This is a genomic window from candidate division WOR-3 bacterium (assembly GCA_039804025.1).
Classification (GTDB): Bacteria; Hydrothermota; Hydrothermia; order Hydrothermales; family JAJRUZ01; genus JBCNVI01.
In genome coordinates this window covers 1-26,060 of the sequence record JBDRZP010000021.1, presented here as the reverse complement: position 1 = coordinate 26,060, position 26,060 = coordinate 1, and the positions used below count along the sequence as shown (strand labels likewise).

Here is a 26,060-nt window from a genome sequence, read left to right as displayed (position 1 = left end):
ATTTAATGAATAAACTTTCTAAAAATTTAAAAAGTAAAGTATGGAGTTATGAAATAGATGGAATAATAAAAAGGATTAAAGTTTTATATGAAACAGAAAAAACAAAGGTTTATCTTGGTGAAGAACCAGGAGGAAAAAATTTAGTCATAAAAGAGGTGCCCTATACAAATCATAAAGAACTTTATAAAGAATTTTATCTACTTTTTAACCTTAATCATTCCGGTATTATTAAAACTTATGATTTTTTATTTTATCCAGATTATAAATCTGTTCTTATTCTTGAATATTTAAAGGGAGGGAGTTTAAGAGAAAGGATAGAGAAAAATAATATAAAGGATTTAAAAAAATTAGTTAGAAATATTCTTGATACCCTTTCTTATCTTGAGAAAAATATTATTGTTCATTCAGATTTAAAACCCGAGAATATTCTTTTCCCATCAGAGGAATCTGAATATCCTGTTCTCTCTGATTTTGGGCTTGCCACTCATAAAAAAAAATCCTTTTCAAGGGGGACACCACTCTATTCTGCTCCTGAAGTATTAGAAGGTAAAAATAATACCCATAAGTCCGATGTCTTTTCCCTTGGTGTAATAACTTTTGAAATTCTTACTGGAATAAAAATTGATAATTACAGGGAATATAAAAGCTTGTTTCTTGATGAAGGGTGGAAAGATAAGGTAAAAGAAGAGTTCTGGAAGGAATTTTTAAATATAACCCTAAATAGGGATCCTGAAAAAAGAAAGTCTGCAAGTTGGATTATGGAAAATATATTCAATGAAAAAGTTTTTTATACATTTGACCTTGAATTTATTGAAAAAGACAGAGAAAAAATAAAAAAGGAAATTTTAAAGGAAATAAAGGATAAAGAAAGGGAAATTATTCTTTTAAAAGGGGAAAAAGGAAGTGGAAAAACCTTTTTCCTAAAAAAAATTTATTCAGAAATTAAAGAGGAAATAAATTCCTTACTTATTGATGGTGGAAAAATTCCCTATCTTTCTTTTCCAGAAGAAAACCTTTATACATTTATAACATATCATCTTCTTAATATTAGAGAAAAAGAAAAGTATCTTCTCGTAATAACAGACCCATTATTCCATAAAAAGGAATTTCTAAATTTCCTTGAAAGTTTAAAAGAAGTAAAGGAATTTAAAAACTTAATTATATTGATAGAAGAAGGGAGTCATATTTTAAAAGGAAAAGAGATAATTTTAAAAAAACCTTCTGAGGAGAGAATATATATTTATCTTGAAAATAACCCCTTAACTTTTGAAAAACCAGAACTATTGAGAAACATCATAAGAATAGAAAAAGGTAATTTAAAAAATATCTTTTCAATTTTAAAATCTTCAAAGAATATAGAAGATATTGAAAGGAAAATTAAAGGAGAAAAACTTTTAAGTCCTGAGGAAGAAGATCTTTTATCCACTCTTAATATTTTTGGAAAACTAAAGATAGAGGAAACTGAAAAAATTTTTGGATATGAAACAATAGAAAAAATTACAAAAAGGGGATTTATAGAGAGAAGTGGAGAATTTTCAGTTCCTCTTATTGACCTTAAAAAGGATATCCCATATGAAAAAATTTTAAAAAATCTTAAAGATATTAAAGAACTTTCCATTGAAGGAAAATTAATTTATACTTTAGCAAAATTAAAAAATAAAGATTATTCTGAATTATACCTGATAGAGGAAGAATTAGAGAATCTCTATAGAGTAAACCCAAAAATTCTTTTTGAATTTTTCAAAAGACTGTCAGAAGATATTGAACTTAAAAGAATACCTCCAAGAATCTTAAAATATTACTCCTATTTTCTTATAGGTGAAGGAGATAAAAAATTTGAGGAAGTTTTAAATCTTTTAAAAGATATATCAGAAAAGGATTATAAATTAGTTTATTCTTATTACTGTTACATTAAAGGAGATTTTGAAAAGAGTTACGAAATTTTAAAAGATGAAGATGACAAGGAATCCCTTCTTTTAAAAGGTCTTGCACTTATAAATACTTTTAAAATTAAAGAACTTGAAGAAGTTTTAAAAAAATATAAAAGAAATTTTTACGATCCCCGTGATTTTCCAAATATATCAATGTATTACAGAATTGAGGGAGCTTATTATGAAATGAAAGGGGATTCAACAAAAGCAGAACTTTCCTATAAAAGAGCCTTTTATTATTCAAAAAAAATGGGGCCGACTTACAGAAGTTACCTTTATTTACTTTATTACATTGAGTTTCTTTATTTAACAGGTAAAAAAGAAAAAGCAATTCAGTATATTCAGGAGAGATTTGAAAGCTTTTATAAGGCTGCGAGAATTTTCCCCTATATTTTACTTTATTTTGAATTCATTAAATTTAGATATTACAAAGATAAAAAAAATTTAAACTTTCTCACAAATATTAAAAAAAAGTTAGATATAATTAATAAAAGTTTAAACCTTCCGATTTTTGAACCTTATATTTTAAGTGTGGAAGCTGATTACAGGAGACTTATAAAAGAAGACCCTTCCCAGTATTATGAGAGAGCTATTGAATTATCTGAAAAATATAGGATTTATACAAAATTAATAGATACACTTGTTGAATATTTAAAATATTTAAGAATTTCAGAAAATAAAAAATTTGATATTTTTTTAAAAAAGATGATGGAAAACCTAAATAGAGTTTCAAATTTTTTATACAGAAAAAAATTTATGGAAGAATATCTTTTATTTCTGGCTCTTAATAGGAATTTAGAAGAATTTAAAAGAATAGAAAAAGAACTTATGGAATATGAGAGAAAAACTGAAAACTTTGAGAGAATAAAAGTTTTAATTTTATTTGAATATCTTTTAAATATAAAAAATAAAGAAAAATTGAAAGAAATTAAAAAAGAATATGAGAATATTACATTTTCCTCAGATTATACAGATTGTTTTAAAAATTTATTTTATTTTTTAGAAAGTATAAAGGAGAATAAAAAAATTGAAGCCTTTGAATACCTTGAAACATTTTTAAAAAAATCTAAAAATTTTTTAAATAATGAGAGATTTATAAAGGATTTTATAATATTTTTTAAACTCTTTTTTATTGTTTTTGAGAAAAGTGAAATAACAAAACTGGGTTTTATTCCCAAACTTCAAAACTTTATCACAAAACTTTATGAAACACAGGAAGAAGAATTTTTGAGAAAGGAACTTTCACTTATAAGAGAAGAATTACTTTCTTATGTTTCTTTTGGGAAAATAATTGAGGACAAAAAGTGGAAAATTTTTAGAAATTATCTTTTATACTCCTTAAACTATAACAAGGAAGAAGAATTTTTGAAAAAAACAATAGAAATCATTGTTAAGGCAACTGAAATGGAAAGGGGAATGATATTTATGAAAAGTGAAGGTGAGGATAAACATCTTGAAATTAAAGTTTCTTATGGACTTTATAAAAAGGACATAGGAAGGGATATAATTGATATATCACTGAGTTCTGTTCTTAATACGACTAAAAAGGGAATTCATTTTTATGTTCCTGATACTTTAATGGACGATAGTTTTAAAACAAAAGAAAGTGTTCAAAAATACAGGATAAGGTCAATATTCTGTATTCCATTTTTCTATGAAGATAAACTACTTGGAGCCATTTACCTTGATTCAAAAACAAAAAGGGAATTTACATCCGATGATTTTGAAATTTTAAATATTTTAACTGAAATTTTCTCAATATCCTATATTAGAAATAAGTTTATTGAAAAAATTGAGGAAGAAAAAATTACCCTTGAGGAAAAAATAAGAAAAATTGAAAAACTTGGAGAAATAGTTGGTTCAAGAAAGTTTTTAGAAAGGATAAATGATTTTATAGAGAAAATAAAAGACCTTGAAAAACCCATTCCCATTCTTCTTATTGGAGAAACAGGAACAGGCAAAACCTTAATTGCTGAAACAATACACAAAATAAGTATAAGAAAGAATAGGCCAATTATCTTCTTTTCCTTTAATGAAGTTCCTGAAACACTAGCAGAAAGCGAACTTTTTGGATACAAAAGGGGAGCTTTTACAGGTGCCTTTGAAGATAAAATTGGACTTATTGAAAAGGCAAATGGTGGAACAATTGTTCTTGAAAATATTGAATCAATACCCCTTTCCCTTCAGGATAAATTACTCAGATTTCTTGATACTGGTAAGATAAGACCCCTTGGTTCCCCTGTTGAAAAGGATATTGATGTAATGGTTATAGCAACAAGTCTTCCTGAAATTGAAGAAAAGGTCGAAAGGGGAGAGATAAGAAAAGACCTCTATTATAGACTTAAAGGATACTCCCTTTATATTTCACCTTTAAGAGAAAGAAAAGATGATCTACCTTATCTTGTTAACCACTTTCTTGAAGAAATAAAAGACAGATTAAAAATAAAAAGGAAAATAAAATTAAGTAAGGAAGCATGGGATTGTATTTATAACTACGAATGGCCTGGTAATGTAAGGGAGTTAAAATATACTCTTGAAAGCGCTGTTTTAAATTTGAAAGAAGAAAATATAATAACCCCCTCAAATTTAAAAGAAGAGATTAGAAAATATAAAACCGAGAAAAAATTTTTATCCCTTGAAGAAATGGAAAGGAACTATATTATTGAAGTTTTAAAATCAACAAACTGGAATAAATCAAAAGCAGCAAAAATTTTAAAAATATCAAGACAAAATCTAATACAGAAACTCAAATCTTACAAAATTCTAAAAATTTAATATCTTTTTGTTATTCAGTTAATTTTTTTGTTTATTAAATCTGGAACAAATTTTTCAAATTAAAAATTGGTTCAAATCCATATTTAAATAAGGAGGTTATAAAATGAAAAAAGGACCAATCCTCCCACCAGATCCTCTTCCTCCTTCTTTCTAATAAAAAATTAATTAATAAAAATTTAGAACACCCCCAAATTTAGATTAGGGGGGTGTTCTATTTATTTACACAAAAAAATCAAAAATTTTTGATTTTCAAATTTAATTTTTTTAAAATTTATTTATGAAAAATGTTTTTTACCTTGATGATGACGAATTGGTTTCTTTTGTAATATCAAAGATGCTTGAAAAATTAAATTTTAAGGTTTACAGTTTCAGAAATTTTAAAGATTTTGAAAATTCTTTAAAGAAAAAAACTCCTGATTTCATTTTACTTGATATAACAATGCCAGATATAAGTGGACTTGAAATCTATGATTATATAAAAGAAAATTTTCCAGGACTTGAAAAGAGGACTTATTTTATAACTGGTAACAGAAGTCTGGTAGAAGGAAAAAATTTCAATTTTATTGAAAAACCGGTTTCCTTAAGTGAATTAGAAAAATTTTTGAAAAAAGTAGGAGAACTTTAATTTTAAGTTTTTAACATATTGAAAGCATTCTCTCGATACCCTTTCGTGCCTTCTCCATAATTTCTTCTGGAACAATAACTTCATATATTTCCTCTTCAAGACTCTTTAATAATTTATCAACTGTAATTTTTTTCATATATTCACAAATTGCATTCTCACTTACAGGATAAAAACTTTTATTGGGCAATGATTTTCTTAAAGGGTGCAAAATTCCTATTTCTGTTGCAACAACAAACTCTTGAGAATTAGAATTTTTTGCATATTTTATCATTCCACTTGTTGATAAAATTTCACCTTTTATTGTTCCGTCTTGAACAAGAAACATACAGGAAGTTGAACATCCACATTCGGGGTGTATTAAAAGTTCCGCATTCTTGTGTTCAGAATGGGCTTTTTTTATATCCTCAAGCCTAATTGCTGCATGAACATGACATTCTCCAGGCCATATATGAATATTTTTTCTTTTAGTTTTTGATTGAATATAAAAACCAAGAAACATATCAGGCAAAAAGAGAATTTCTTTATCCTCTGGAATTGCCTCAATAACTTTTACTGCATTACTTGAAGTACATATATAATCGCACTCTGCCTTAACCTCCGCAGAAGTGTTTATATAACCAACAACCACAGCATCTTTATGTTTTTCCTTCCATTTTTTTAATTCCTCCAGTGTTATACTATTAACAAGTGAGCAACCTGCCTCTAAATCCGGAATAAGAACCTTTTTGTCAGGATTCAAAATTTTGGCTGTTTCTGCCATAAAAAGAACACCACAGAAAACTATTAAGGGTTTATCAGCTTCCTTTGCCCTTTGAGAAAGTCCTAAAGAATCTCCAACAAAATCAGCAATATCCTGAATTTCAGGAATTTGATAATTATGAGCAAGAATCAAAACATTCTTTTTCTCCTTTAACTCAAGTATCCTTTCAATTTTTTCCTTTGTTTCTTTATCCATTTATAACCTCCTCTGCTTCAAGAGAAAAATCAAAACTTTTAACAGAATGGGTTAAAAAACCACAAGAAACTGCATCTATTCCAAGGTTTTTAAATTTTTCAATATTTTTAAAATTTATATTACCGCTTGCTTCAAGAAAGGTATTATTATCTTTTAATTTAAGGGCTTCTTTTATCTCTTTAATTTTCATATTATCAAGGATGATGTATTTTATTCCGTATTGAAGGGCGAGTTTTAATTCTTTTATATTTTCTACTTCTAAAATTGTATTTTTTTCAAGTTTTTTTTCTTTTACAATTTCTAAAATTTCTTTTAAGCCTTTTAATTTTTTATGATTATCCTTTATCATAATGCCATCTGAAAGGGTCATTCTGTGATTTTCACCTCCTCCAACATAAACTGCATATTTTTGAAGTTTTCTTAAAAGCGGAATTGTTTTTCTTGTATCCCTGATTATTAAATCTCCCCCTATCTTTTTTAAATTATAAACCTGTGTTGAAATTCCTGAAAGATGAGAAATAAAATTCAAAGCAACCCTTTCTCCTTTTAATATTGATTTTATTTCTCCCTCTAACTTAGCAACTTTCTCCATCTTTTTTATAAATTCACCCTCATTTTTAAACCATTCAATTTTTATATTTTTATTTAAAACTTTAAAAACAAGATTAAAAATTTCTGTGCCACAGAGTATTCCTTTATTTTTTGAGATCAAATAAAATCTTGCCTTTTCATTATTTTTAAAAATTAATTTACTTGTAATATCTCCTTTTCCTATATCCTCCTTTAATGCATTTTTTACAATTTTTAAAAGTTCTTCTCTTCCAATAAAATTATAAATTTTCTTCATAATTTTACTTTTTCTTCAATTTTTAGAATTTTTCTTAAAAATTTACCTGTGTGAGATTCCTCGCACATTGCGACTTTTTCGGGTGGACCTTCTACTACAATGTAGCCGCCTTTATCCCCTCCTTCTGGTCCAAGGTCAATTATCCAATCAGCTGATTTTATAATATCAAGTTGGTGTTCAATTACTATTACAGTGTTACCTTTATCAACAAGTAGCTGTAAAACATTGAGAAGTTTTTTTATATCATCAAGGTGGAGTCCGGTTGTTGGTTCATCAAGAATGTAAAGAGTTTTTCCAGTAGCTACCTTTGATAATTCTTTTGCAAGTTTTATTCTCTGAGCCTCCCCTCCTGAAAGAGTTGTTGCAGGTTGTCCAAGTTTAATATAGGAAAGTCCAACATTCATTAAAAGTTCCAGTTTTCTTTTGATCTGGGGAATATTTTCAAAAAATTCGTAAGCTTCTTTAACAGACATATCAAGAACTTCTGCTATATTTTTCCCTTTATACCTTATTTCAAGAGTTTCTCTATTGTATCTTTTTCCTTTACAAACTTCACAGGGAACATGCACACTGGGTAAAAAAAGCATATCAATAATATTGTAACCCTGTCCTTCACAGGCTTCGCATCTTCCGCCTTTAACATTGAAAGAAAATCTACCCGGTTTATATCCTCTCATTTTACTTTCAGGAAGAGAGGCAAAAAGTTCTCTTATTGGTGTAAAAAGACCTGTATAGGTTGCTGGATTTGATCTTGGAGTCCTACCTATGGGTGATTGATCAATGTTTATAACCTTATCAATGTTTCTTATTCCTTTTATTGAATCATAGGGTGCAGGAATTTCAGGTGAGTTATAGAGCATTCTTCTAAGTGCCTTATAAAGAGTTTCAATAATAAGCGTACTTTTTCCTGAACCTGATACCCCAGTTATACATACAAAAAGTCCAAGAGGTATCTTTAAAGTGATATTTTTTAAATTAAATCCCCTTGCTCCTTCAAGAATTAACCAATTATCACCTGGTTCTCTTCTTTTTTCAGGAATTTCTATCTTTAACTCTCCCTTTAAATATTTTCCAGTAACTGAATCAGGAGAATTCATTACATCTTCAACTCTACCCTGAGCAACTACATAACCCCCATCCTCACCTGCTCCAGGACCAAGATCAATTATATAATCAGCAAGTTTTATAGTGAGTTCATCATGTTCTACAACTAAAACTGTATTACCTAAATCCCTTAACTTTAAAAGGGTATTTAGAAGTTTTTCATTATCCCTTGGGTGAAGACCTATAGAAGGTTCATCAAGCACATATAAAACACCTGTTAAACCACTTCCTATCTGGGTAGCAAGTCTTACCCTCTGCTCTTCTCCTCCTGAGAGAGTCTCCATTGTTCTATCAAGGGTAAGATAGTAAAGTCCAACATCATCAAGAAAACATAACCTTGCATATATTTCCTTTATTATCCTTTCTGCAATCAATCTTTCTCTTTCACTTAAATCTAAGTTCTCAAAAAATTCCTTTGCACTTTTTACATCACTTTTAGTTAAATCGTAAATATTCTTATCCTTAATTTTTACAGAAAGTGCACTTTTATTTAACCTTGCTCCCTTACACTCAGGGCATATTTTTTTGACAATATACTTTTCAATTTCCTCTAAAACATAACCAGATTCTGTTTCTTCGTATTTCCTTAAAAGAAAGGGAATTATGCCTTCAAAATCATAGTAATCTTCATCACCAAAAAGAACTCTTTTCTTAAAATCTTCTGGTAAATCTTTCCATGGTTTATCAAGAGAAGTTCTAAATCTTCTGGCAAGATTAGAAAGTTTATAATAAAGAGAACCGTAGGGTTCACCTATTGGTCTTATCGCACCTTCAAGTATTGAAATATGGGGATTTATTATAAGTTCAGAATCTATCTCACTTTTAAAACCAAGTCCATGACACTCCTTACAGGCTCCATAGGGAGAATTGAAGGAAAACAATCTTGGTTCAAGTTCTGGAAGAGAATAATCACATTTAGGACATTTGAGTGACTCTGAAAATATTTCTTCTTTTTCATCATCTAAATAATATACAATTACCCTTCCTTCACCGTATTTGAAAGCATTCTCTATAGATTCTGCAATTCTTGGTCTTGCATCTTCTTTAATAATTAATCTGTCGATAATAAGTTCAATGTTATGTTTTTTGTTTTTATCAAGTTCTGGAACTTCATTTAATTCGTATATAGAACCATTTACCCTGACCCTTGACCAACCCTGTTTTCTTAATCTCTCAAACAAATTTTTATACTCACCTTTTCTTCCCTTAACAAGAGGACCAAGTATGATTACCTTATGATTTTTTCTTTTTAATATAACATCAACTATTTCATCAACTGTGCTTTTTGAAAGTTTTATTCCACATTCAGGACAATAAGGAACTCCTATCCTTGCAAATAAAAGTCTCAGATAATCGTATATCTCTGTAACTGTGGCTACAGTTGATCTTGGATTCTTTTGAACCTTTCTTTGCTCTATTGCAATTGCTGGTGAGAGGCCCTCTATAAGATCCACATCTGGTTTTTCAATCTTACCTATAAACTGTCTTGCATAAGAGGATAAGGATTCAAGGTATCTTCTCTGACCTTCTGCATACAATGTATCAAAGGCAAGGGAGGATTTTCCGGATCCTGAAATCCCTGTAATTACAACAAGTTTATTTTTGGGAATAAACACATTAATGTTTTTTAGATTATGTTCCCGAGCACCGTAAACCTTTATAAATTCACTTTTCATTAAGAAAATATTATAACTTTTATTTTAAAAAAATTCACTACATAAGTTATAATTCCATTTTTAAAATGTTTAAAATACTTAAAAAATTATATAACTGGGTATTAAGCTGGGCAGATAGAAAAAGTGGCCCTATTGCTTTATGCTTCTTTTCATCAATAGAAGCCATATTTTTCCCTGTTCCACCAGATCCTCTCCTTATGGCTTTGTGCTTGGGGAATAGAAAAAAAGCCCTTTTTTTTGCCTTTTTATGTTCAATCTGCTCTGTCACAGGTGGTTTGGTTGGTTATTCTATAGGATATAGATTGTGGGAATTAACAAAAGATTTCTTTTTTTCTTATGTTTTTTCAGCTCATACATTTGAAAGGGTTAGCATTCTATATCATAATAACTCCTTTCTTGCAATTTTTACAGCTGGTTTTACACCAATACCTTATAAGGTTTTTACAGTTTCGGCAGGTGTATTTAAAATAAACATCTTTATATTTTTTTTAGCATCTATTTTATCAAGAAGTTTAAGATTTTTTACTATTGCAACTCTTTTAAAAATTTTCGGTAGAGAAATAAAGGACTTTATAGATAAGTATTTCAATTTGTTAACTGTGATTTTTATTATACTTTTAATAGGTGGGTTTATACTTTTAAGAAATATTTAACTTTCAAAGTATAATAAAATCAATTCTCGAGGTCTCATAACCTGTTCTTTTAAAGTATCCTTCCATGTAAATGACTTTTCCTTTTGGTATTCTTAAATTTTCTCTCAAATCATTTATCAGTGTTTCGAATCTTTTTCTTGTTAGTTCAGGATTCTGACCATAAACTATAACTTCTACCTTCACCTTAGCCTTTTCTTTAATGATACTTCTCGCTTCTTCCAAAAGACTATAATTTTTTATTTTACTTGAGTTTTTTTCAAAAACTTCATTTCCGTCAATTGATATTATCCAGTTCACACCATCCTGCCAGAGAATTCCTGAAAGTTTAATGGATTTTTCAGGTGTTTTTACAATATTTCCTGCCTCATCCTGAACCTCAGCAGTATAGAAATATAAAAGACTCACATCTAAAATTTCCCCTTTTTCATTTCTACCATCCCATTTAATTTTTGAAGGAGGTTCATCCTCTCCTGAATATACTCTAAAGATGTTACCCTTTGCATCAAGTATGGTAAGTTTCCAGGTTTTAACATCTCTTCCGTAAAAGGGATAAAATATTCCAACTTCTCCCTGAACTATACTTTGAAGCCATGGTTTTCTTAACTCTTCTGAAGCAAGAGAAGGAAGAGGAGGTTTTATTATCCCTTTTCCAAATCTATTATCAAAGATATAACCTTTATTTTCGAAAGGTTCGTATGCTGCATCAAAAAGGTCAAAGGTCAGGTTCCATATGGGTTTTCTCTCCTTGATTTTACCTTTGAACTTACCTTTTATTTCCACTTCCTCCTGGGGTGTTTGAGTTCCCTGACCATAAATATTTAAAGAAGCTATTAAAAATAAAAGTTTAAAAATTCTTTTCATATTCTTTTATTCAAGAACAAACTTAAAAGTTATATAACCTGATTGAATAACTTTTTCTTGTAATGCTTCAAATTTCCAAGAAAGAACCGCCTCTTTAACAATATTATCCCAGTTTGGGTAACCACTTGTGCCTATAACAAGAACATTCCTTCTAACAGTTCCATCAGGTTCTACTTCAACCTTTAAGGTAATAACTGCCTGAACACCTCTTTCAGCTGCCCAGGAGGGATACTGGGGTATAATTTTATTCAAAATTTTCCTACCAGCTATTGAGCCTGAAATTTCAACTTCTATTTTTTTTTCTTTTTTCTTTGTTTCAGGTCTTAAAGAAACAGAAGGAGAGGTCACTGGTTGAGGTGGCGGAGGTTCCTCTGCTTTAACTTTCAGCTCTATCCTTCCACTTCCATAAGCTCCACCACTTCCTCCACCAGGACCCCATGGGGCAGCTCCACCTGTGCCAAGTCCAGCTTCAGCAACCTGTTTTGATATATCAACCGTTGGCTTATAGGCAGGTCTTTTTAATATTTCTGATGTTGCTACACCCTGACCTACAACTATTTCAGAACCAATTCCTGTTTCCTCTGTTTTAAGAGATTTTAAATCTATTTTTGCCTGAGGACCTATTTCCTCTGTTACGGACTTTATCTCTATGTTTTTCAAAGGAACAATTGGACCGGGTTCTATTGGCAATTTTCTTGAAATTTCAATTTTAGGTGCTTCAATTCTTTGTTTTATATTTATATTTGGAAGCGGAGGTGGTTTTTCTATTGTGTGTTGAATTGCCGCAAATAAATTGGGTTTATGCCTAACTTCGGGGCCGGGTTTCTTTTCCTCCTTTGAAACTTCCTTTTTCTCTGCTTCTCTCTTTTTTGATTCCTCTATTAAAGTAACAGAAAGGGAAGTTCTTTCTGTATATATCTCCTGTCTTAAAAGTAGAAGTAAAAATATGATTATGTGTATTATTATTGAGATTATAAGACCTACATGGTCTGAATATCTTGGGGTTTTATAAATATACTTATATGCTTTTGTAGTTGTTACTTTCATTTTTTCTTCCTTGTTCCAAATGCAATCTTATTAAATCCTTCTTTATTCTCCATACTGAGTTCACTATTCAATTTTTTAATCTCAGATAAAACTCTCATAACAATCCCATGAGGAGTTCCTTTATCTGCTCTAATAAGTAAAAGCTTATATGGATCTTTTTCCGCCTCTCCTTTTAAAATACCTATATAATTATCCCATGACACTATTTTACCGTTAATAGCAATTTTTTCACCTTTTTCATCTATATCAAGTGTAACAACATCTGCACCTCTTGGCTCAACAGTTTCAACATCAGGTAATATCACTCTGAAAGGAGCTTGTTTTACAGAAAGGTATGTAGTTGCAATCATAAGGGTAAGTAAAAGTGTAAAGGAAATATCGCACAAAGGTGTAACATTAATTTTGGCAAACTCATTATTATTCATTTCATCTTACCCTTTTTAATAAAGCAACTTCCCTTGCTCCTTTTTGTTTTGCAAGATCAATAATTTCTACTACTTTTCCGTGTTCTACCTGTGAATCAGCACTCACAAGAACAAGTCCAGTTGCACTTCTTATAAGTAAATAGGGAAGTAAAGAATCAAGTTTATTGAAACTCACAGGCTCTTCATTCAATAGAATGTTCCCATCAGCTGAAAGATGAATATTTACTTTAAACTCTGCCATAGTCTGTTCTTGAACATTTGGAGCTTTTCTCACTTTAGGTGAAGAAACAGTAAGCCAAGTCTGAAATATTGTAACCGCGCCTGTTATAAAAATTAGAACTAAAATTAAAGCGATATTTATTGCAGGTGTTAAATCTATTTCAAAATCACTTTCTTTTAAAAACCCCTTTTTTCTTTTCATTAAACTTTTTCCCTTTGTTCTTTAACATAAATCATAAAATTCATAATTTCTTCAGCAGAAACTTCAATTCTTGCCATAAGATGTTCAATTTTATTCCTAAAATAATTATACATTATAGCACAGGGGACTGCAATAATAATACCAAGAGCTGTTGTCAAAAGAGCAATAGCAACACCTTCCATCATAGCTTCAGGTCCTACTGTTGCCCCCATCTTAGCTACTGAATAGAATGCCTGTATTATCCCAACCACTGTCCCGAGAAGACCAAGGAGTGGAGCAATATAACTTATTGTTCCAAGAATATTTAGTTTTTTTGAAAGTTCAAGTCTTGTAAGCATCAAAGCGCTTTCCAAGACTGATTCCAGAACCTCTTTTGGATATTGAATATTCTCTGCAAGAAGATTAACTACCTTTGCGAATGGTCTATTAATAGCTGAACTGAAAGCTTTCAATTCCTCAAACCTTCCTTTTTCTATAAGCATCTTTGTTCTATCAATAAATTTCTGTTCCTCTTTTTCTGAAAGCCTGGTGTATGCAAGTAATCTATCAATTATTGCCCATAGAGCAATTAGTGAGGCAATTTCTAAAACTAACATAAAGGGGTTTAAAGCTAATTTTAATATAGGTTGTCCGAGTATCATTTTAAAATAAATTCTTTATTATAGAGAATTGAACTCATTGTTTCTTCAAAAGATTTGCTCTTGATAGAGCATCCTCTTTTATAGCTGGGTCACTTGTTACCTGTGCTATTGCTTCATAAATCTGTGCAGCATTTTTCAAATCACCTTTAATCTGGTATAGGCTTGCCAAAGTATATAAACCCTTTATTCTATAAATATCATCTATATCTCCAAATTTTAAAAGTGATAAATAATAACTTATGGCTTTATCAATCTGGCCAAGTTTATTATAAGCCTCTCCTAAAAGATAATAATATCTTGATGCATATTCTTCAGTCGGAGAAATCTCTTCAAGAGTTTTAATAGCTTCTCTTAGCTTACCAAGGTTAAGTAAAACTTCCCCTTTCAAAATAATACCTTCCTTTGCAGCAGGAGAAGAAGAATAGTTTCTAATCAGTTTATCAAGAACTTCATTTGCCTTTACATAATTCTCTTCCTGAATCAAACCCTGGGCTTCAACTTTTAACATTGTTGGAACCTCTTCATGTTCAGGAAAATACTGGACAAATCTTTCAGCTTCCTCCGCCATTGCTTTAAAATTATTTAATGAACCATAAGAAGCAATGACAATTTTTTGAGCCTCTGCCGCATTAATAGATGATGGAAACAATAGTATAACCCTCTTTGCTTTTTCAATCGCTTCTTCATATTTTTTATTATTGTAGAGTGTAGCTGCTTCATTATAAAGTCTCTGAGCGAGAAGTTCACTTTCCGGAAATTCTTTTGCATAATCCTCAATTCTTTCAGGCTCCTTTTCAGATTTAAAATAATAAACCTGTTCTAAAAGTGATTTAGCATCTTTTACCAGAGAATCATCCGGGAAAACTGAAAGAAACTTTTTTAATATATCTCTTGCATTATCATAATCCTTCATTGTGTAATAGGTTGAAGCAAGCCTTAAATAACCTTCTCTTACAAGATCATTTTCAGGATACTGTTCAAGTAGAATTCTGAAATAAGATACAGCTTTTTCAAGCTCACCTGCTCTAAAATAAGTATCACCAAGCCAGTAGGCAGCATATCCAGCATACTTTGTTCCAGGATACTCCGAAAGAACTGCCTCCCACTCCTGAACTGCATTTCCATAAAGATTTGCTTTTGCAAAAGCATCACCAGCGTAAAACAAAGCAGCTGGTGCAAGTAAAGATGAAGGATAAAACCTCACAATTTCTTTAAAAGTAAACGCCGCACTTTTAAACCTTTCTCCTCTCTGTAATTCTTCCTGCAACAGAGCACAAGAATTATAAATTGCCACTCCTTTACCAAAAAGGGAAGAAGTAAGTGCAAGTGTATCTTTTTGATATGAAGAAATAACAACATCAAATTTTTGAATTGCTGCATCATATCTTTCACTTTCCAGATAACACCAGCCAAGACCATTAAAAACCTCTGCCATAATATCAGGGTCTCCACTCTCAATTAATTCTTCATAGTATTTTGTAGCCTTCTCAAGGTCTTTTTCTTCATAGTAAGCTTCAGCAAGCATCAATTTTAACCTTGCGATCCATTTCTCAGCGTAGCTATTATTTATTCCATCGAGTTTATAAATATCACTTTTTAAAAATTCTTCTCCTCTAACTATTGCTTCCTTTGTTTCTCTTGAATCAATCATACACTTTAACAAAAGAACATATGCAGCAGGCAAAATATATGACTTTGGATAATATTTAATCAAATTTTCAAGCTGAAACCGGGCTTCAAGTATCCTTTTATCCCTGTATAAAATACTTGCTGTAAGATAATCTCCTATGCCAGAAAATTCACCTGTCATATAAGTATTTGAAAGTTGTTTAAAGGTTATTAAGGCCTGTTCCTTATTACCGGTCAGTAAATATGTTTTTCCAAGTTCCATATGAGCAAGTGGGGCTGAACCAACTTGTGGGAAATCAAAAGCTGCTTTTAAAAGATACTTAATTGCTTTTTCATAGTCTCCCATTTCCCTTAAGGCAATTCCACCCATCAAATAGGAGTGCGCAACAAGAATTTCATCAGGGTGACCAAGAAGGGAATTTAAATATGTAAGAGCCTGGGCTTTATTTCCCAGATGAAGAAGACAAACGCCTATTTTATATTTTGCATAGTCAACAAGGGGGGAAGTACCGAAAGATTCAATAAATTTTTGATAAAGGTTTAAAGCACCTGTGAAATCATTATTTATAAACATTGCTTCTCCTGAAACATACGCAGCATATTCTGCAAGTGGAGTAAAAGGATATAAAATCTGAATTTTCTTAAATTCTTTAAGAGCATCTACTGGTTTTCCCAATCTTGAAAGCGTCATTCCCTTATAAAAAATTCCCACTCCACTTATTGCATTCTTTAATTTTTCATAAGAACTTTCATAAATTTCCTGAGTAAAATAATAAATACCCTGCCCTTCATTAACTCTTATATCTGACACATAAGAAGGAAACTCTTTTATCTTTTCAATCAGATAAAATTTTGCTTTGTCATAATGGCCTAAAGCAAGGTGAATAATTCCAAGTGCATATAAAACCTCTGGATAAATATAGGTTTTAAAGGATTCTTCCTCCAATTTTTCAAATATACTGAGGGATTTCTGATAATCTCCAAGATTGAAATAGCATTCACCAATCCTGTAAAAAATTTCTCTTCTCATCTCTTTTCCTAAATTTGTTTTCAGAGCCTTTTCATACATCTGGATAGCATCCTGGTATAAACCTTCATGAAAAAGTGTCTCTGCATCTTCAATAAGCTTAATTTCCTGAGGAGAAAATAAAACACCTATAAAAATTAGTTTTAAGATTGTATTAATCATTTTTGTTCAATTTCTTCTTTTTCTTCTGAAACCTTACCCTTCTCTCTATAAAAAATTTCACCTTTTGGACCCAGGGTTTTTACCTCCGCAAGAAATCCTGAATCAGTTAAAACGCTTCCGTCCTTTTGAACAACTCTAAATTCATAATAATAGGATCCGTCACTTACAAGAATTCCAAGGTCATCTCTTCCATCCCATAAAAGTTCCTTAGCAGGTTCTCCAAAGTCTTTATAAATTCTCTTTATTTCTCCCTTAGAATCTTTAATAACAAATTGCCATTTTTCAATTTCATGCTTTGCTTGCGTAAAAAGGTCTATCCTTAAAATATTGTTCTCTCTTGACCTCGGCGAAAACACCCTGACATTAGGAGAAACCTCAACTCTAAAGCCAGCAAATTGAAACCATAAGGTTATAAAACCTGTCAAGGGAAATAAACCATTACTCTCATACTGATAAGCACCACCAAAATCAATTCCTATTTTCTTACCGGGTAATTTAAGGAAAACACCTGAACCTGCTGTAAAATTATACTTCGAAATTCCTATTCTTAAAGAAAATAAGTCAATCGGGTAATATTCTATCCCAAAAGAATAAAAGTTCTCATTCCAGCCAGTAATAGAGAAAAAGTCTAAAAGTAAATTCAATTTCCCTTCAAATAGATTTGATGATAACCCGGTTCTTATAGTTAAGGGGATTTCTTCAGATTCCTCAATAAGTTTGTAAGGAACATTCACTGCATTAACAAGAGATAGACCTATTTTATAAATATTTTCAGGGAAAATTATAAATCCAAAATCAAAGGAATGACCTATTGAAGCATACCTTGAAATAGTTTTATAAAGTAATTTATACGACAATCCCATGTCAAGATATTTTGAAAATTCCCTTGCATAGGAAAAATAAAGTGCAGATTCAAAATGGTTAAAATTTCCTCCAAATCTTCCATCTGGATCTACAATTTGTATTTTACCTGAATTGATAAATAATATAGCAAAACCAAAACTTCCAATTTTCAAAGTTGGTCTAACATAGGATAACCAGCCATACTGTCCACCTAGGGGTAAGGGACTATTTGAAAACTGTATTTCTTGTGGATTTGATTCAGCAATACCAGCAGGATTGTAATAAATTGAAGCAGGATCACCGGTAAGAGCAGTATATGATGAACCAAGTGAAAAAATTCTTGCTGTTGGAGCATGGAGCATAAAGGAACCCGGGACTCCCCAGGTTCCGAAGATAATCAAATTTAAAAAATTTATAATCACCATATCACAGAAATTGTTTTTCTTTTTTTATAAACAGTCCTTGCACCTTTTACTGCATTAAGAATTAAAACATAAGCACCACTTGCAACCCTTTTACCTGACTCATTTTTTCCATCCCAGGTTATAACATGTTTGCCAGATGTAAGAGTCAAAAGTTTAAATTTTCTCACCGGGTGACCAAATAAATCATAAATAAAAACTTCAACATCTGATGGTTCCGGAAGGTAAAACTCTATTTTAAGCTGTTCATATTTTACCCCACCATACTCAACATTACCAAAAGGGTTAGGATAAACTATAAAAGTATCACTCATTGATACAAAACTATTTACATATATGGGTTCCGAATAAAAGGGTGCTGTCCCAATTTCATCTGTCACTTTTATCTTTATTACCTCATTTGAAGCCTGGGTGCAATATCTAAGATAAATATCAGCAATACCCTGATTTAACTGAATTTGTGAATCAGAAAGAAAACCTGAGGCCCGCTGGTTCAAATTTGAGGAAAAAACAGGAGTTAAAAATATCTTTTGATTTGAGTTTGTTTGATTACCTGAAGCATCATAATATCTAACAATAAATCTAAAAAGTTGAGTACAGGAAAGAATTGTATCAGGATCAACCGTTATATTATAAAAGCTTCCTCTTATATCAAGTAATTCTTCCCCACTTTGTATGCTATTTCCACTATCATTCAAATAGCAAGAATAAATGCCAGAAGTAGAAATATTTATAGTAAAGGTATCTCTCCCATCATTTAAATTAACAATATTGGGAGTAACTGAGCTACCCTGTGGAAGTGGTGTTTCAAACTCTAAGGTAACCTGAAGATTACTGCCAACAACCCTGTTGTAATAATAATCACAGGCAAGTGCTTCAAGCCAGAAATTTGAGCCAGAAGGGTGGGGTTTAAGCTTCTGGATTTTCCCTGAATTAAAATTTCCTGGATCAAATTGTTCACCTATCCTTATACCTGATGAATCCCAATTTTCCAGTATCAGAAGCTTTGAATAATTACCAGCCTGAACATGAAAATAAGGAGAATTTGTGTTAAATCTAACTGTATCTCCTCTAAAATTGGGATTGCTTGGAACCCCCCTTAATATTCTTCTATCAGAGGGGGTAAACTGGTAAGGCATTGTTGCTCTCCTGAAAACTGCGGAAAAAGTTTTTGAAGTTTCACCCGGTAAAAAAGAAATTGTATTTGAAATAGTTGCATGAGGGTCATCTGTATAAAGGTTTACCTTTAAAGTATCTGAATACGAACTTTCATTGTAATATATATCTGTAAGTTTTATAGTGAAATTTACATTCTGACCAACTGGAAAAATTGGTAAATTAATTGAACCTCTCCCCTTATTTAAACTGTCTCCCGGGAGATGACTTTGGGTATTGAATAATAATAAAATTCTGCTTGGGGGTTTTGGATTAGCCAGAAAAGAATTACTATAAGCATTACCCGGTATACCTGCTACATAGATTGAATCTCTACCTGCTTTAAAAATTCTATGTTGACCTTGATAGACTCCTCCTATTATATTTCCGGTATTTGGCGAAATTAAATTGTTACTATTTGCAATAAAAAATGAAATAGGACCGTCCTGATCAGCTGTTACTGAAATAGTCACAATATCACCAACTGTAAAATTAGAAGGAGTAATTACAAAATTTGTTATTGTAGCATTAAGAAAAAAACTCAGAAAAAAAATAAAAAAAAATATTTTTTTCATCTTTCTAGATATTTATATGTTCTGAAAGCCATAAGAGTCTGCGTTTCTTCTATTCCCTGAATTTTTTGAATTTCTTCTGCAAGTATATCACCGAGTCTTTCATAGTTATCAGTCTCAACAATTGCAAGAATATCAAAAGGACCTGTAACCATAAAAATCTCCCTTACTTCATTTATATTATAAAGCTTTTGAGCAACAGAAGGAACTTTTCCAGGTTGAACTTTTATTAAAACAAAAGCATAATGCTTATTTGGCATTTAAAAGCTCCTCCCTTTTTTGTTGGATTTGAACCATTTTTATTTCTTCAGGTTTAAAATTCCCCACATCAGTAATTATGAATTTTATCAAATTAGGAGGAGTTAAATCAAAAGAATAATAAAGAATTTTATAATCTTTTGGGACCCATTTTGTTTTTCCCCACCCCCTAACTTCTTCTCCACTTCTTGTCTCAATTGGAATATTTTGCATACCTTTTAATTTAAAATCTATGGTAGATACTGGAGCTGCAACATAAAATGGAACACCATATTCTTTCGCTGAAATAGCAAGTGAAAGAGTTCCTATTTTATTTGCAACATACCCATCTTCTGTTATTCTATCAGCACCAACTATAACCGCATCAATTTCTCCTTTTAACATCAGAAAAGATGCCATACTGTCAATTATAATTGTAAAAGGAATTTTAGATTTATGTAGTTCATAAGAAGTTAATCTTGCTCCTTGGAAATAAGGTCTTGTTTCAGTTACATAAACATGTTCAATATTTTTCCGCGATTTATAAATAACACCTAAAGCAGTTCCAATACCTCCTGTAGCAAGTTTTCCTGTGTTGCAATGCGTTAAAACTCTCTTGTATTTATTACCCTTAAATATCTTGTATCCGTTTTCACCTATTTTCTCACATCTTTCCTTTTCTTTCTCAAAAATTCTTTCAACTTCTCTCAAAAGTTCCTTATATTCTGCCCCTTTTTTAATTAATTCTTCCAAATAAGAAAGTATAAAATTCAAATTATAAGCTGTTTTTCTTAAAGAAAGAAGTTCATCTTTCATTTTATAAAAATTATCAATTTTAAAATTCCTCTTGAGTCCAAGTAAAATTCCATAAGCACCTGCAATACCAATTAAAGGAGCACCTCTTAAAATCATTTCTTTAATTGCTTTTTTAACATCAGAATAACTTCTTGCTTCAAAATAAGTCTCCTTTTGAGGAAGCTTTCTTTGGTCAAGGATTAAAAGAGAATTATTTTTAAAAATTAAAGGATCTGGAATATTTTTCATTTTTTGATTTTAAGAAAAATTTTTCCATAAAATCTATCTATGATTTTATTATTTTTCATCGCTCAAATTACATCAGAAACACAAAAAATAATATACTATGAAGTTCCTTCAAAATTTATACCTTATATTTCAAGTTCAAAGGCTTATATGGTTCCTGAAAACTATAAAATAAGAAAGGGTGATATCCTCAATATAATTTTTTTGGGGACCTATAATCAAGTTTATATTCAGCAGGTTACTAATACAGGTGAAATCTGGATAATTACAACACCAACATCATTGAAATTTTCATCTTCACCCCTTACAGAACCCCTTACAGAAGTAAGCGGCCCCAACCTCGGTTTCTTTAAAGTTGCAGGTAAAACTTTAAAGGAAATTGAAGAGGAAATAAATAAAAAAATACAAGAAAAATTTGAAGGAACCATGGTAAAAGTTTTTCTTGCTGAAATTGCACCAATTGAAGTTCATTTGGTAGGAGAAAAAGGTAAAAGAGGAGTCTACCATGTTGAAGGTTTAAAAAGAGTTTCAGAACTTTTAAAAGACGCTGGCATCAATGAGGAAATTAAAGTTATTTTTTTAAAAAGAGAAAACAAAATTGATACTCTTCAAATAGAAAAATACTTTAAATCAGGCGATATCTCGCAGAACCCTTATCTTGAAAACGGAGACATAGTAATAATACCATGGGATTCAAAATAATATTTGAAACTTTTTTAAAATGGAGAAAAGTTTTTTACATATTCTTTATACTTTCCACAGTAACTGTTTTAATTGTCTCCTTTTTTATACCAAGAAAATATATTATAAGTACTACTTTAATGCCCTACCAGATCGAAGCAAGGGGTCAAACTCTTCCTTCTGAATATTTAAGATTACTTGAAAACATACCTATAAGTTTTGGTTCTTATATAACTCCTTCTGACATTCTTGCTTCACTTGCCCAAAAGGGAGAAGTTATAGTTCCAATGATTATAAAACTTAACCTCATTGATACTTTTAAGGCAAAATATATAGAAGAGGCAGTTAAAAAGTTTAATGATCATTACGAAGTCAGAGTGGCTGAAGATGGAATGGTAAATATTACTTTTGTTTATAAACATCCTGAAACAGGAGTTAAAGTTTTAAATGAAATATTAAATAATCTTGAAAATTTTGTAAAAAAAATTCACAACCAGTTTTATGAAAAAAGAGAAAGTCTGATGAGGGAAAAGTTTATTGCTATTGAAAATGAATTAAAAGCAGTTGAAGACACATTCAAAACAACGAAATTAAAATACGGTGTACATAGTATAGAAGAGGAGTTTAAAAGCGTATTTCCCAGATACACAGAACTAAAAAAAGAAGAAATTGAAGCTGAAATTGAATATAAAACAATATTATCGGTAATAAAGGACACAAATGATATTGAAGTTAAAAGAGCTAAGAAGAAATATTTTGAACTTAAAAAAGAAATAGAAAAAATAGAGAAAGGGGAAAATAAAAAGGGGTTCGGAGCAGGATTCGGACTTTCACTTAAGTCAGTTCCAGAAGTAAGTGTTAAATTAATGAGGCTCTGGAGAAAAATTGAAGCCCTTTCTGAAGTATATCAGACTCTTTTGAATGAACTTGAAAAAACAAAAATTGAAGCCTCAAAGGATATCCCCTTTTTCAGCATAGTTTCAAAGCCAGGGTATTCAAAGTATAACAGAAAACCAAAAAGAATTATAGTTTTACTTGGAGGGTTATCTTTGTCTTTATTTTTTGGTATCCTACTTATATATTTCCTTGAATTTTCTGATAGAATAAGAAATGATGAAAGATTAAAATTCATAGGGGAATTTTTTGATACAATAGCTTCAGACCTCAAAATTAAAAAATAGATTTAAAAACGGAATTCAAATTCTAAACCACTCTGTAAACTACCTTTTTCATCTTTTTCTGTATAAATTGAAAGAGTAGGTAAAATAAAATATTTTATAAGATAAAGATTCCTCGAAGGATTATAAAGTGCTTGTGAATATTTAAGATACACCTTTTCACTAACATATGTTCCAACAGTAAATACAGGATCACCCTTTAAAAGACCTGTTATTAAGAGTTCTTTAATTTTTAACCTTTTCCTGATTTCCGTAGAAACTGTACCCTCAATAAGGTTTGAGCCAATTAATTCTGAACCAAAGGTAAGCATCTTAAATAACTCTGTTTCAGTATAAACTGGAGGATCAGACCTTAAAGAAAATTGAGGTGCAGATAATTTCCCTTTTGTTATTACTATAATTTTTACTTTCTCCCTATTCACAGGATTAAAATAATAGGTTTCAGCCTCAATAAAAAGCTCTGGATCAAACTTGTCCTCACCTTTCAATTCCACATAAGAATTTCCCCTTATATCAAAAATTCTTCCCAAATAGAAAATATTTCCCCTTTTGACATCAAACCTTCCTTTAAAAACTTTCCTCGTAAAATCAGGAGATAAAATAGAAAGATTACCTCTCAATTCAGCATTTAAATATTCACTTGTTATAAAAATGTTTTCTCCCTTTAGGTTTAAATTTATACTTGTTTTAGAAAATCTATTTAAAGCCTCTTCCTCAAAATATGGATAAATAAAAGCTTTATTTATCAAAAGCTCACCCTCTATATAAAGACCTCTCTGATCCTCTTTATAAACTATTTCACCATTTACATCAGCCTCTATATTTGGTATGGGATAAATATCAACTTCTCTTAAACTAACCTTACCACTAACACTAAAACCGTTTCCATCAAGACCAAGTTTTCCTATACCACTTCCTCTTAATCTTCCATTTCCACTTAATCCTGTAAAATCATAAAGAAAAGTATCATTTCTGAAAACAAGGTAAATATGAGTATTGTTAAAATTCAATGCAACTGGATAAAATACACCAGAAACATTTTCACAATTTACCTCAGCAATATAATCAAATTTCTTATTTTTTATATTTCCTTTAAAATTAAAATCATAATCACCCTTTTCAAGATTAAATAAGTCTTTTACAAAAATATTAAAGTCATTAATATTAAAGTCATTTCCATATATTTCAAAATTGTAATTTTCTTTATGATAATCCAAATTCAACTTACCGGCTTTTCTATTACTTATGAAATACCCATTGCCTTTGATTGAATCTCTACTACTTATAAAAGAAAAATTAAAGGTATCTATGTTTAGAAATTTATAAAATAAATTCTTAACGTTTATTTTACCATCTACTAGAACCGGAAAATTGCCTTCTATTTTAAATCTAACCTCAGAATTTAATTCTCCTTTCAAATCCAGAAAAGGAATATAGGATAAATCACCTTCCTTAAGATTAAAATAAAAAAATTCATTTTCCTTTTTTATTTTTGAAAACCCATTTAAAAATTTTAACGAATCAAATGAAATATCAATAGAAGGACTCAAAATTAAAAATCCATGATTTAATTTAATCTTTTCTCTTTTGTCCTTTTTAATAAAAACTCCCTCTTCTTCAATACTACCTAAAAAAGGAAAAATTCCCTTTAAAATAAAATTTATACTGTCAAAATCAGAAAAAAATAGTCCTAATAAATCTAAAGACATTTTAACACCTTTAAAATTCAATTCTTTGGAATAAAAATTAACATTGTTAATTCCCTCATTTCTTGAACAAGTAAAATTAAGAGTATCTATTAGAAAATCTTTAATCAAAATATCTTTAACAATTCCCTGCGCTATCATATCAAAATCTTTTTCTTTTATCCTGATTGAACCTATTGCACTTAAATCAAACTTATTTATAAAATTTAAAGAATTTAATTTTTTTAAGATTTCTTGTGACATTTTCTCAATTTTAAAAGTTATACCTTCTTCTTCTTTCTTACCGAAACTTTCTAAAAAATCTGACCTTATATCAAAAGAATCTGGGTCAAAGTAAAAATTTTTAGATATACTTCCTCTGTAAAAAATTTTATTAAATTTAAAATCCTTGTAAATAAAATCAGTTAATAAAATATCTCCAGAAAAAGTTTCTCTTTTAATATCAATAAAAAAATTACTTTTAATGCTCGATTTTATATTATCAAAAACAAAAGAACCCTGTAAGAAACCCTTAAGAGTATTATCTTTAAACTTAAAGTTTGTGGTTATATTAAAAATATCAGAAATAACATCCATTCTCTTAATTTCTATAACATTTTCATTAAAACTTCCCTCTATATAAGCATTTTTTATAAAATAATTTTTTATCTTAGAATCATTGAGTACTATTAAAAAATTTCTTTCCTTTAGATCTGCTTTTAAATTGAATTCAAAAAGTTCGCTTTTAAAGTTTTTTGTAAAAATTCTAACATATTTTCCTTTTCCTAAAATGCTTAGTTCGCATATAAGATTATAAATAGAAGGAGAAGTAAAAAAAGTTTTAATCTGGTATTCCTCTCCTTGTATATTTAATGAAAATTTAAAATTTTCTAAGAAATATTCACGGTTTCTATAAGTTAATTTAATTTTTCTAATTAAAGCATTATCAATAAATAGAATTAAAGTTCCTATACTTTCCTTCTCCTCTTTTTTCTCTAATTTTAACTTTTTATTTACAAAACTTATTAGGGAATCAAGGTTAAGTTCTACATACTCAACATCAAGTGATCCTGCATTTTTAAAAAAAACAAGAGCAAAAAGATTAAAATCCAGATTAAATCCTTTTATTTGAAACCACCTTGTTTTTAAATTTTTAAAATAAAAACCGGAAAGATCTATATGTGATCCCTCTATTTCAACATTTTCAATTAAAAATTCCTCCAATCTCTTTTCTATATCTTTTTTAGTTTTCCATATTGCAAAGTTATAAGAAATACAGATTAAAATACAAATAAAGATTAAAACCAAGAAAAATATCAAAAGCCTTTTGACTTTCATTTCAATTTTATATTATAAATAAAAATGAGAAATTTTGAAAAAGCTTTAACCTTTGATGATGTTTTAATATTACCAGGTAAAAGTAATGTTTTGCCTCATGAGGTTGATCTAAAAACAAAATTTTCAAGA

The 26,060-nt window shown here is 29.9% G+C and carries 20 protein-coding genes; 6 read left to right on the top strand and 14 right to left on the bottom strand.

The window, feature by feature from the left end:
- Positions 1-5: 5 nt before the first annotated feature.
- Both ABIN73_07970 and ABIN73_07965 read left to right on the top strand, forming a co-directional pair.
- Positions 6-4,706: a sigma 54-interacting transcriptional regulator gene (locus ABIN73_07970; protein ID MEO0269658.1), complete on the top strand. Its 4,701-nt coding sequence runs from the start codon at positions 6-8 to the stop codon at positions 4,704-4,706.
- A gap of 277 nt (positions 4,707-4,983) precedes the next feature.
- On the top strand, positions 4,984-5,331 hold the full coding sequence (locus ABIN73_07965) for a response regulator (GenBank protein MEO0269657.1): 348 nt from the start codon (positions 4,984-4,986) through the stop codon (positions 5,329-5,331).
- A 10-nt stretch (positions 5,332-5,341) separates the two neighbouring features.
- Here the strand turns inward: ABIN73_07965 and nadA are convergent, their stop codons facing one another.
- The 3 genes from nadA to uvrA are packed head-to-tail and all read right to left on the bottom strand — an operon-like array spanning position 5,342 to position 9,913.
- Positions 5,342-6,286 (bottom strand): quinolinate synthase NadA, encoded by a 945-nt coding sequence (gene nadA, locus ABIN73_07960; protein ID MEO0269656.1) that lies wholly within the window; start codon positions 6,284-6,286, stop codon positions 5,342-5,344.
- Positions 6,279-7,133, bottom strand: coding sequence for a carboxylating nicotinate-nucleotide diphosphorylase (gene nadC / locus ABIN73_07955; protein MEO0269655.1), 855 nt, complete (start codon positions 7,131-7,133; stop codon positions 6,279-6,281). Before nadC ends, nadA begins: the two co-directional genes overlap by 8 nt.
- Positions 7,130-9,913 carry an excinuclease ABC subunit UvrA gene (gene uvrA / locus ABIN73_07950; GenBank protein MEO0269654.1) on the bottom strand — a complete coding sequence of 928 codons (2,784 nt, stop codon included), beginning with the start codon at positions 9,911-9,913 and terminating at the stop codon, positions 7,130-7,132. Before uvrA ends, nadC begins: the two co-directional genes overlap by 4 nt.
- A 65-nt stretch (positions 9,914-9,978) precedes the next feature.
- Between uvrA and ABIN73_07945 the strand changes: the two genes are divergently transcribed.
- Positions 9,979-10,566: a DedA family protein gene (locus ABIN73_07945; GenBank protein ID MEO0269653.1), complete on the top strand. Its 588-nt coding sequence runs from the start codon at positions 9,979-9,981 to the stop codon at positions 10,564-10,566.
- Positions 10,567-10,569: 3 nt separating this feature from the next.
- Here the strand turns inward: ABIN73_07945 and ABIN73_07940 are convergent, their stop codons facing one another.
- From ABIN73_07940 to mtnA, 10 genes are all read right to left on the bottom strand, one after another.
- Positions 10,570-11,427, bottom strand: coding sequence for a hypothetical protein (locus ABIN73_07940; protein MEO0269652.1), 858 nt, complete (start codon positions 11,425-11,427; stop codon positions 10,570-10,572).
- A 6-nt stretch (positions 11,428-11,433) separates the two neighbouring features.
- The gene (locus ABIN73_07935) at positions 11,434-12,474 is read right to left on the bottom strand and encodes a TonB family protein (GenBank protein ID MEO0269651.1); all 1,041 of its coding nucleotides are present in this window, start codon (positions 12,472-12,474) and stop codon (positions 11,434-11,436) included.
- Positions 12,471-12,899, bottom strand: a complete 429-nt coding sequence (locus ABIN73_07930; protein MEO0269650.1) for a biopolymer transporter ExbD — start codon at positions 12,897-12,899, stop codon at positions 12,471-12,473. Before ABIN73_07930 ends, ABIN73_07935 begins: the two co-directional genes overlap by 4 nt.
- 1 nt (position 12,900) lies before the next feature.
- Complete coding sequence (locus ABIN73_07925) at positions 12,901-13,320, bottom strand: biopolymer transporter ExbD (protein MEO0269649.1); 420 nt, start codon at positions 13,318-13,320, stop codon at positions 12,901-12,903.
- Positions 13,320-13,916, bottom strand: coding sequence for a MotA/TolQ/ExbB proton channel family protein (locus ABIN73_07920; GenBank protein ID MEO0269648.1), 597 nt, complete (start codon positions 13,914-13,916; stop codon positions 13,320-13,322). The genes ABIN73_07925 and ABIN73_07920 overlap by 1 nt, the downstream gene beginning before the upstream one ends.
- Positions 13,917-13,995: 79 nt before the next feature.
- Positions 13,996-16,779 carry a tetratricopeptide repeat protein gene (locus ABIN73_07915; GenBank protein MEO0269647.1) on the bottom strand — a complete coding sequence of 928 codons (2,784 nt, stop codon included), beginning with the start codon at positions 16,777-16,779 and terminating at the stop codon, positions 13,996-13,998.
- A complete protein-coding gene (locus tag ABIN73_07910; protein ID MEO0269646.1) occupies positions 16,776-18,047 on the bottom strand; it encodes a hypothetical protein in 1,272 nt (423 codons plus the stop codon). Before ABIN73_07910 ends, ABIN73_07915 begins: the two co-directional genes overlap by 4 nt.
- On the bottom strand, positions 18,041-19,774 hold the full coding sequence (locus ABIN73_07905; protein ID MEO0269645.1) for a FlgD immunoglobulin-like domain containing protein: 1,734 nt from the start codon (positions 19,772-19,774) through the stop codon (positions 18,041-18,043). The genes ABIN73_07910 and ABIN73_07905 overlap by 7 nt, the downstream gene beginning before the upstream one ends.
- Entirely contained in the window at positions 19,771-20,031 is a 261-nt protein-coding gene (locus ABIN73_07900) for an Lrp/AsnC ligand binding domain-containing protein (GenBank protein MEO0269644.1), read from the bottom strand. Before ABIN73_07900 ends, ABIN73_07905 begins: the two co-directional genes overlap by 4 nt.
- Positions 20,021-21,052 (bottom strand): S-methyl-5-thioribose-1-phosphate isomerase, encoded by a 1,032-nt coding sequence (gene mtnA / locus ABIN73_07895; protein MEO0269643.1) that lies wholly within the window; start codon positions 21,050-21,052, stop codon positions 20,021-20,023. Before mtnA ends, ABIN73_07900 begins: the two co-directional genes overlap by 11 nt.
- A 39-nt stretch (positions 21,053-21,091) precedes the next feature.
- Between mtnA and ABIN73_07890 the strand changes: the two genes are divergently transcribed.
- On the top strand, positions 21,092-21,751 hold the full coding sequence (locus ABIN73_07890) for a hypothetical protein (GenBank protein MEO0269642.1): 660 nt from the start codon (positions 21,092-21,094) through the stop codon (positions 21,749-21,751).
- Positions 21,736-22,911: a GNVR domain-containing protein gene (locus tag ABIN73_07885; GenBank protein ID MEO0269641.1), complete on the top strand. Its 1,176-nt coding sequence runs from the start codon at positions 21,736-21,738 to the stop codon at positions 22,909-22,911. Before ABIN73_07890 ends, ABIN73_07885 begins: the two co-directional genes overlap by 16 nt.
- Before the next feature lie 2 nt (positions 22,912-22,913).
- On the opposite strand, the gene ABIN73_07880 is transcribed toward ABIN73_07885, so the two are convergent.
- Entirely contained in the window at positions 22,914-25,931 is a 3,018-nt protein-coding gene (locus ABIN73_07880) for a translocation/assembly module TamB domain-containing protein (GenBank protein MEO0269640.1), read from the bottom strand.
- Positions 25,932-25,955: 24 nt separating this feature from the next.
- Here ABIN73_07880 and ABIN73_07875 point away from each other — a divergent pair.
- The coding region (locus tag ABIN73_07875; GenBank protein MEO0269639.1) for an IMP dehydrogenase at positions 25,956-26,060 on the top strand (105 nt) is incomplete at its 3' end.

What these genes read in the sequence shown, in the direction of transcription:
- ABIN73_07965 (MEO0269657.1), top strand. Translation starts at nt 4,984, where the DNA reads ATGAAAAATGTTTTTTACCTTGATGATGACGAATTGGTTTCTTTTGTA.
- ABIN73_07930 (MEO0269650.1), bottom strand. Translation starts at nt 12,899, where the DNA reads ATGAATAATAATGAGTTTGCCAAAATTAATGTTACACCTTTGTGCGAT.
- ABIN73_07890 (MEO0269642.1), top strand. Translation starts at nt 21,092, where the DNA reads ATGATTTTATTATTTTTCATCGCTCAAATTACATCAGAAACACAAAAA.
- nadA (MEO0269656.1), bottom strand. Translation starts at nt 6,286, where the DNA reads ATGGATAAAGAAACAAAGGAAAAAATTGAAAGGATACTTGAGTTAAAG.
- ABIN73_07880 (MEO0269640.1), bottom strand. Translation starts at nt 25,931, where the DNA reads ATGAAAGTCAAAAGGCTTTTGATATTTTTCTTGGTTTTAATCTTTATT.
- ABIN73_07940 (MEO0269652.1), bottom strand. Translation starts at nt 11,427, where the DNA reads ATGAAAAGAATTTTTAAACTTTTATTTTTAATAGCTTCTTTAAATATT.
- ABIN73_07905 (MEO0269645.1), bottom strand. Translation starts at nt 19,774, where the DNA reads ATGAAAAAAATATTTTTTTTTATTTTTTTTCTGAGTTTTTTTCTTAAT.
- nadC (MEO0269655.1), bottom strand. Translation starts at nt 7,133, where the DNA reads ATGAAGAAAATTTATAATTTTATTGGAAGAGAAGAACTTTTAAAAATT.
- ABIN73_07970 (MEO0269658.1), top strand. Translation starts at nt 6, where the DNA reads ATGAATAAACTTTCTAAAAATTTAAAAAGTAAAGTATGGAGTTATGAA.
- ABIN73_07935 (MEO0269651.1), bottom strand. Translation starts at nt 12,474, where the DNA reads ATGAAAGTAACAACTACAAAAGCATATAAGTATATTTATAAAACCCCA.
- ABIN73_07885 (MEO0269641.1), top strand. Translation starts at nt 21,736, where the DNA reads ATGGGATTCAAAATAATATTTGAAACTTTTTTAAAATGGAGAAAAGTT.
- ABIN73_07915 (MEO0269647.1), bottom strand. Translation starts at nt 16,779, where the DNA reads ATGATTAATACAATCTTAAAACTAATTTTTATAGGTGTTTTATTTTCT.
- uvrA (MEO0269654.1), bottom strand. Translation starts at nt 9,913, where the DNA reads ATGAAAAGTGAATTTATAAAGGTTTACGGTGCTCGGGAACATAATCTA.
- mtnA (MEO0269643.1), bottom strand. Translation starts at nt 21,052, where the DNA reads ATGAAAAATATTCCAGATCCTTTAATTTTTAAAAATAATTCTCTTTTA.
- ABIN73_07900 (MEO0269644.1), bottom strand. Translation starts at nt 20,031, where the DNA reads ATGCCAAATAAGCATTATGCTTTTGTTTTAATAAAAGTTCAACCTGGA.
- ABIN73_07945 (MEO0269653.1), top strand. Translation starts at nt 9,979, where the DNA reads ATGTTTAAAATACTTAAAAAATTATATAACTGGGTATTAAGCTGGGCA.
- ABIN73_07910 (MEO0269646.1), bottom strand. Translation starts at nt 18,047, where the DNA reads ATGGTGATTATAAATTTTTTAAATTTGATTATCTTCGGAACCTGGGGA.
- ABIN73_07925 (MEO0269649.1), bottom strand. Translation starts at nt 13,320, where the DNA reads ATGAAAAGAAAAAAGGGGTTTTTAAAAGAAAGTGATTTTGAAATAGAT.
- ABIN73_07920 (MEO0269648.1), bottom strand. Translation starts at nt 13,916, where the DNA reads ATGTTAGTTTTAGAAATTGCCTCACTAATTGCTCTATGGGCAATAATT.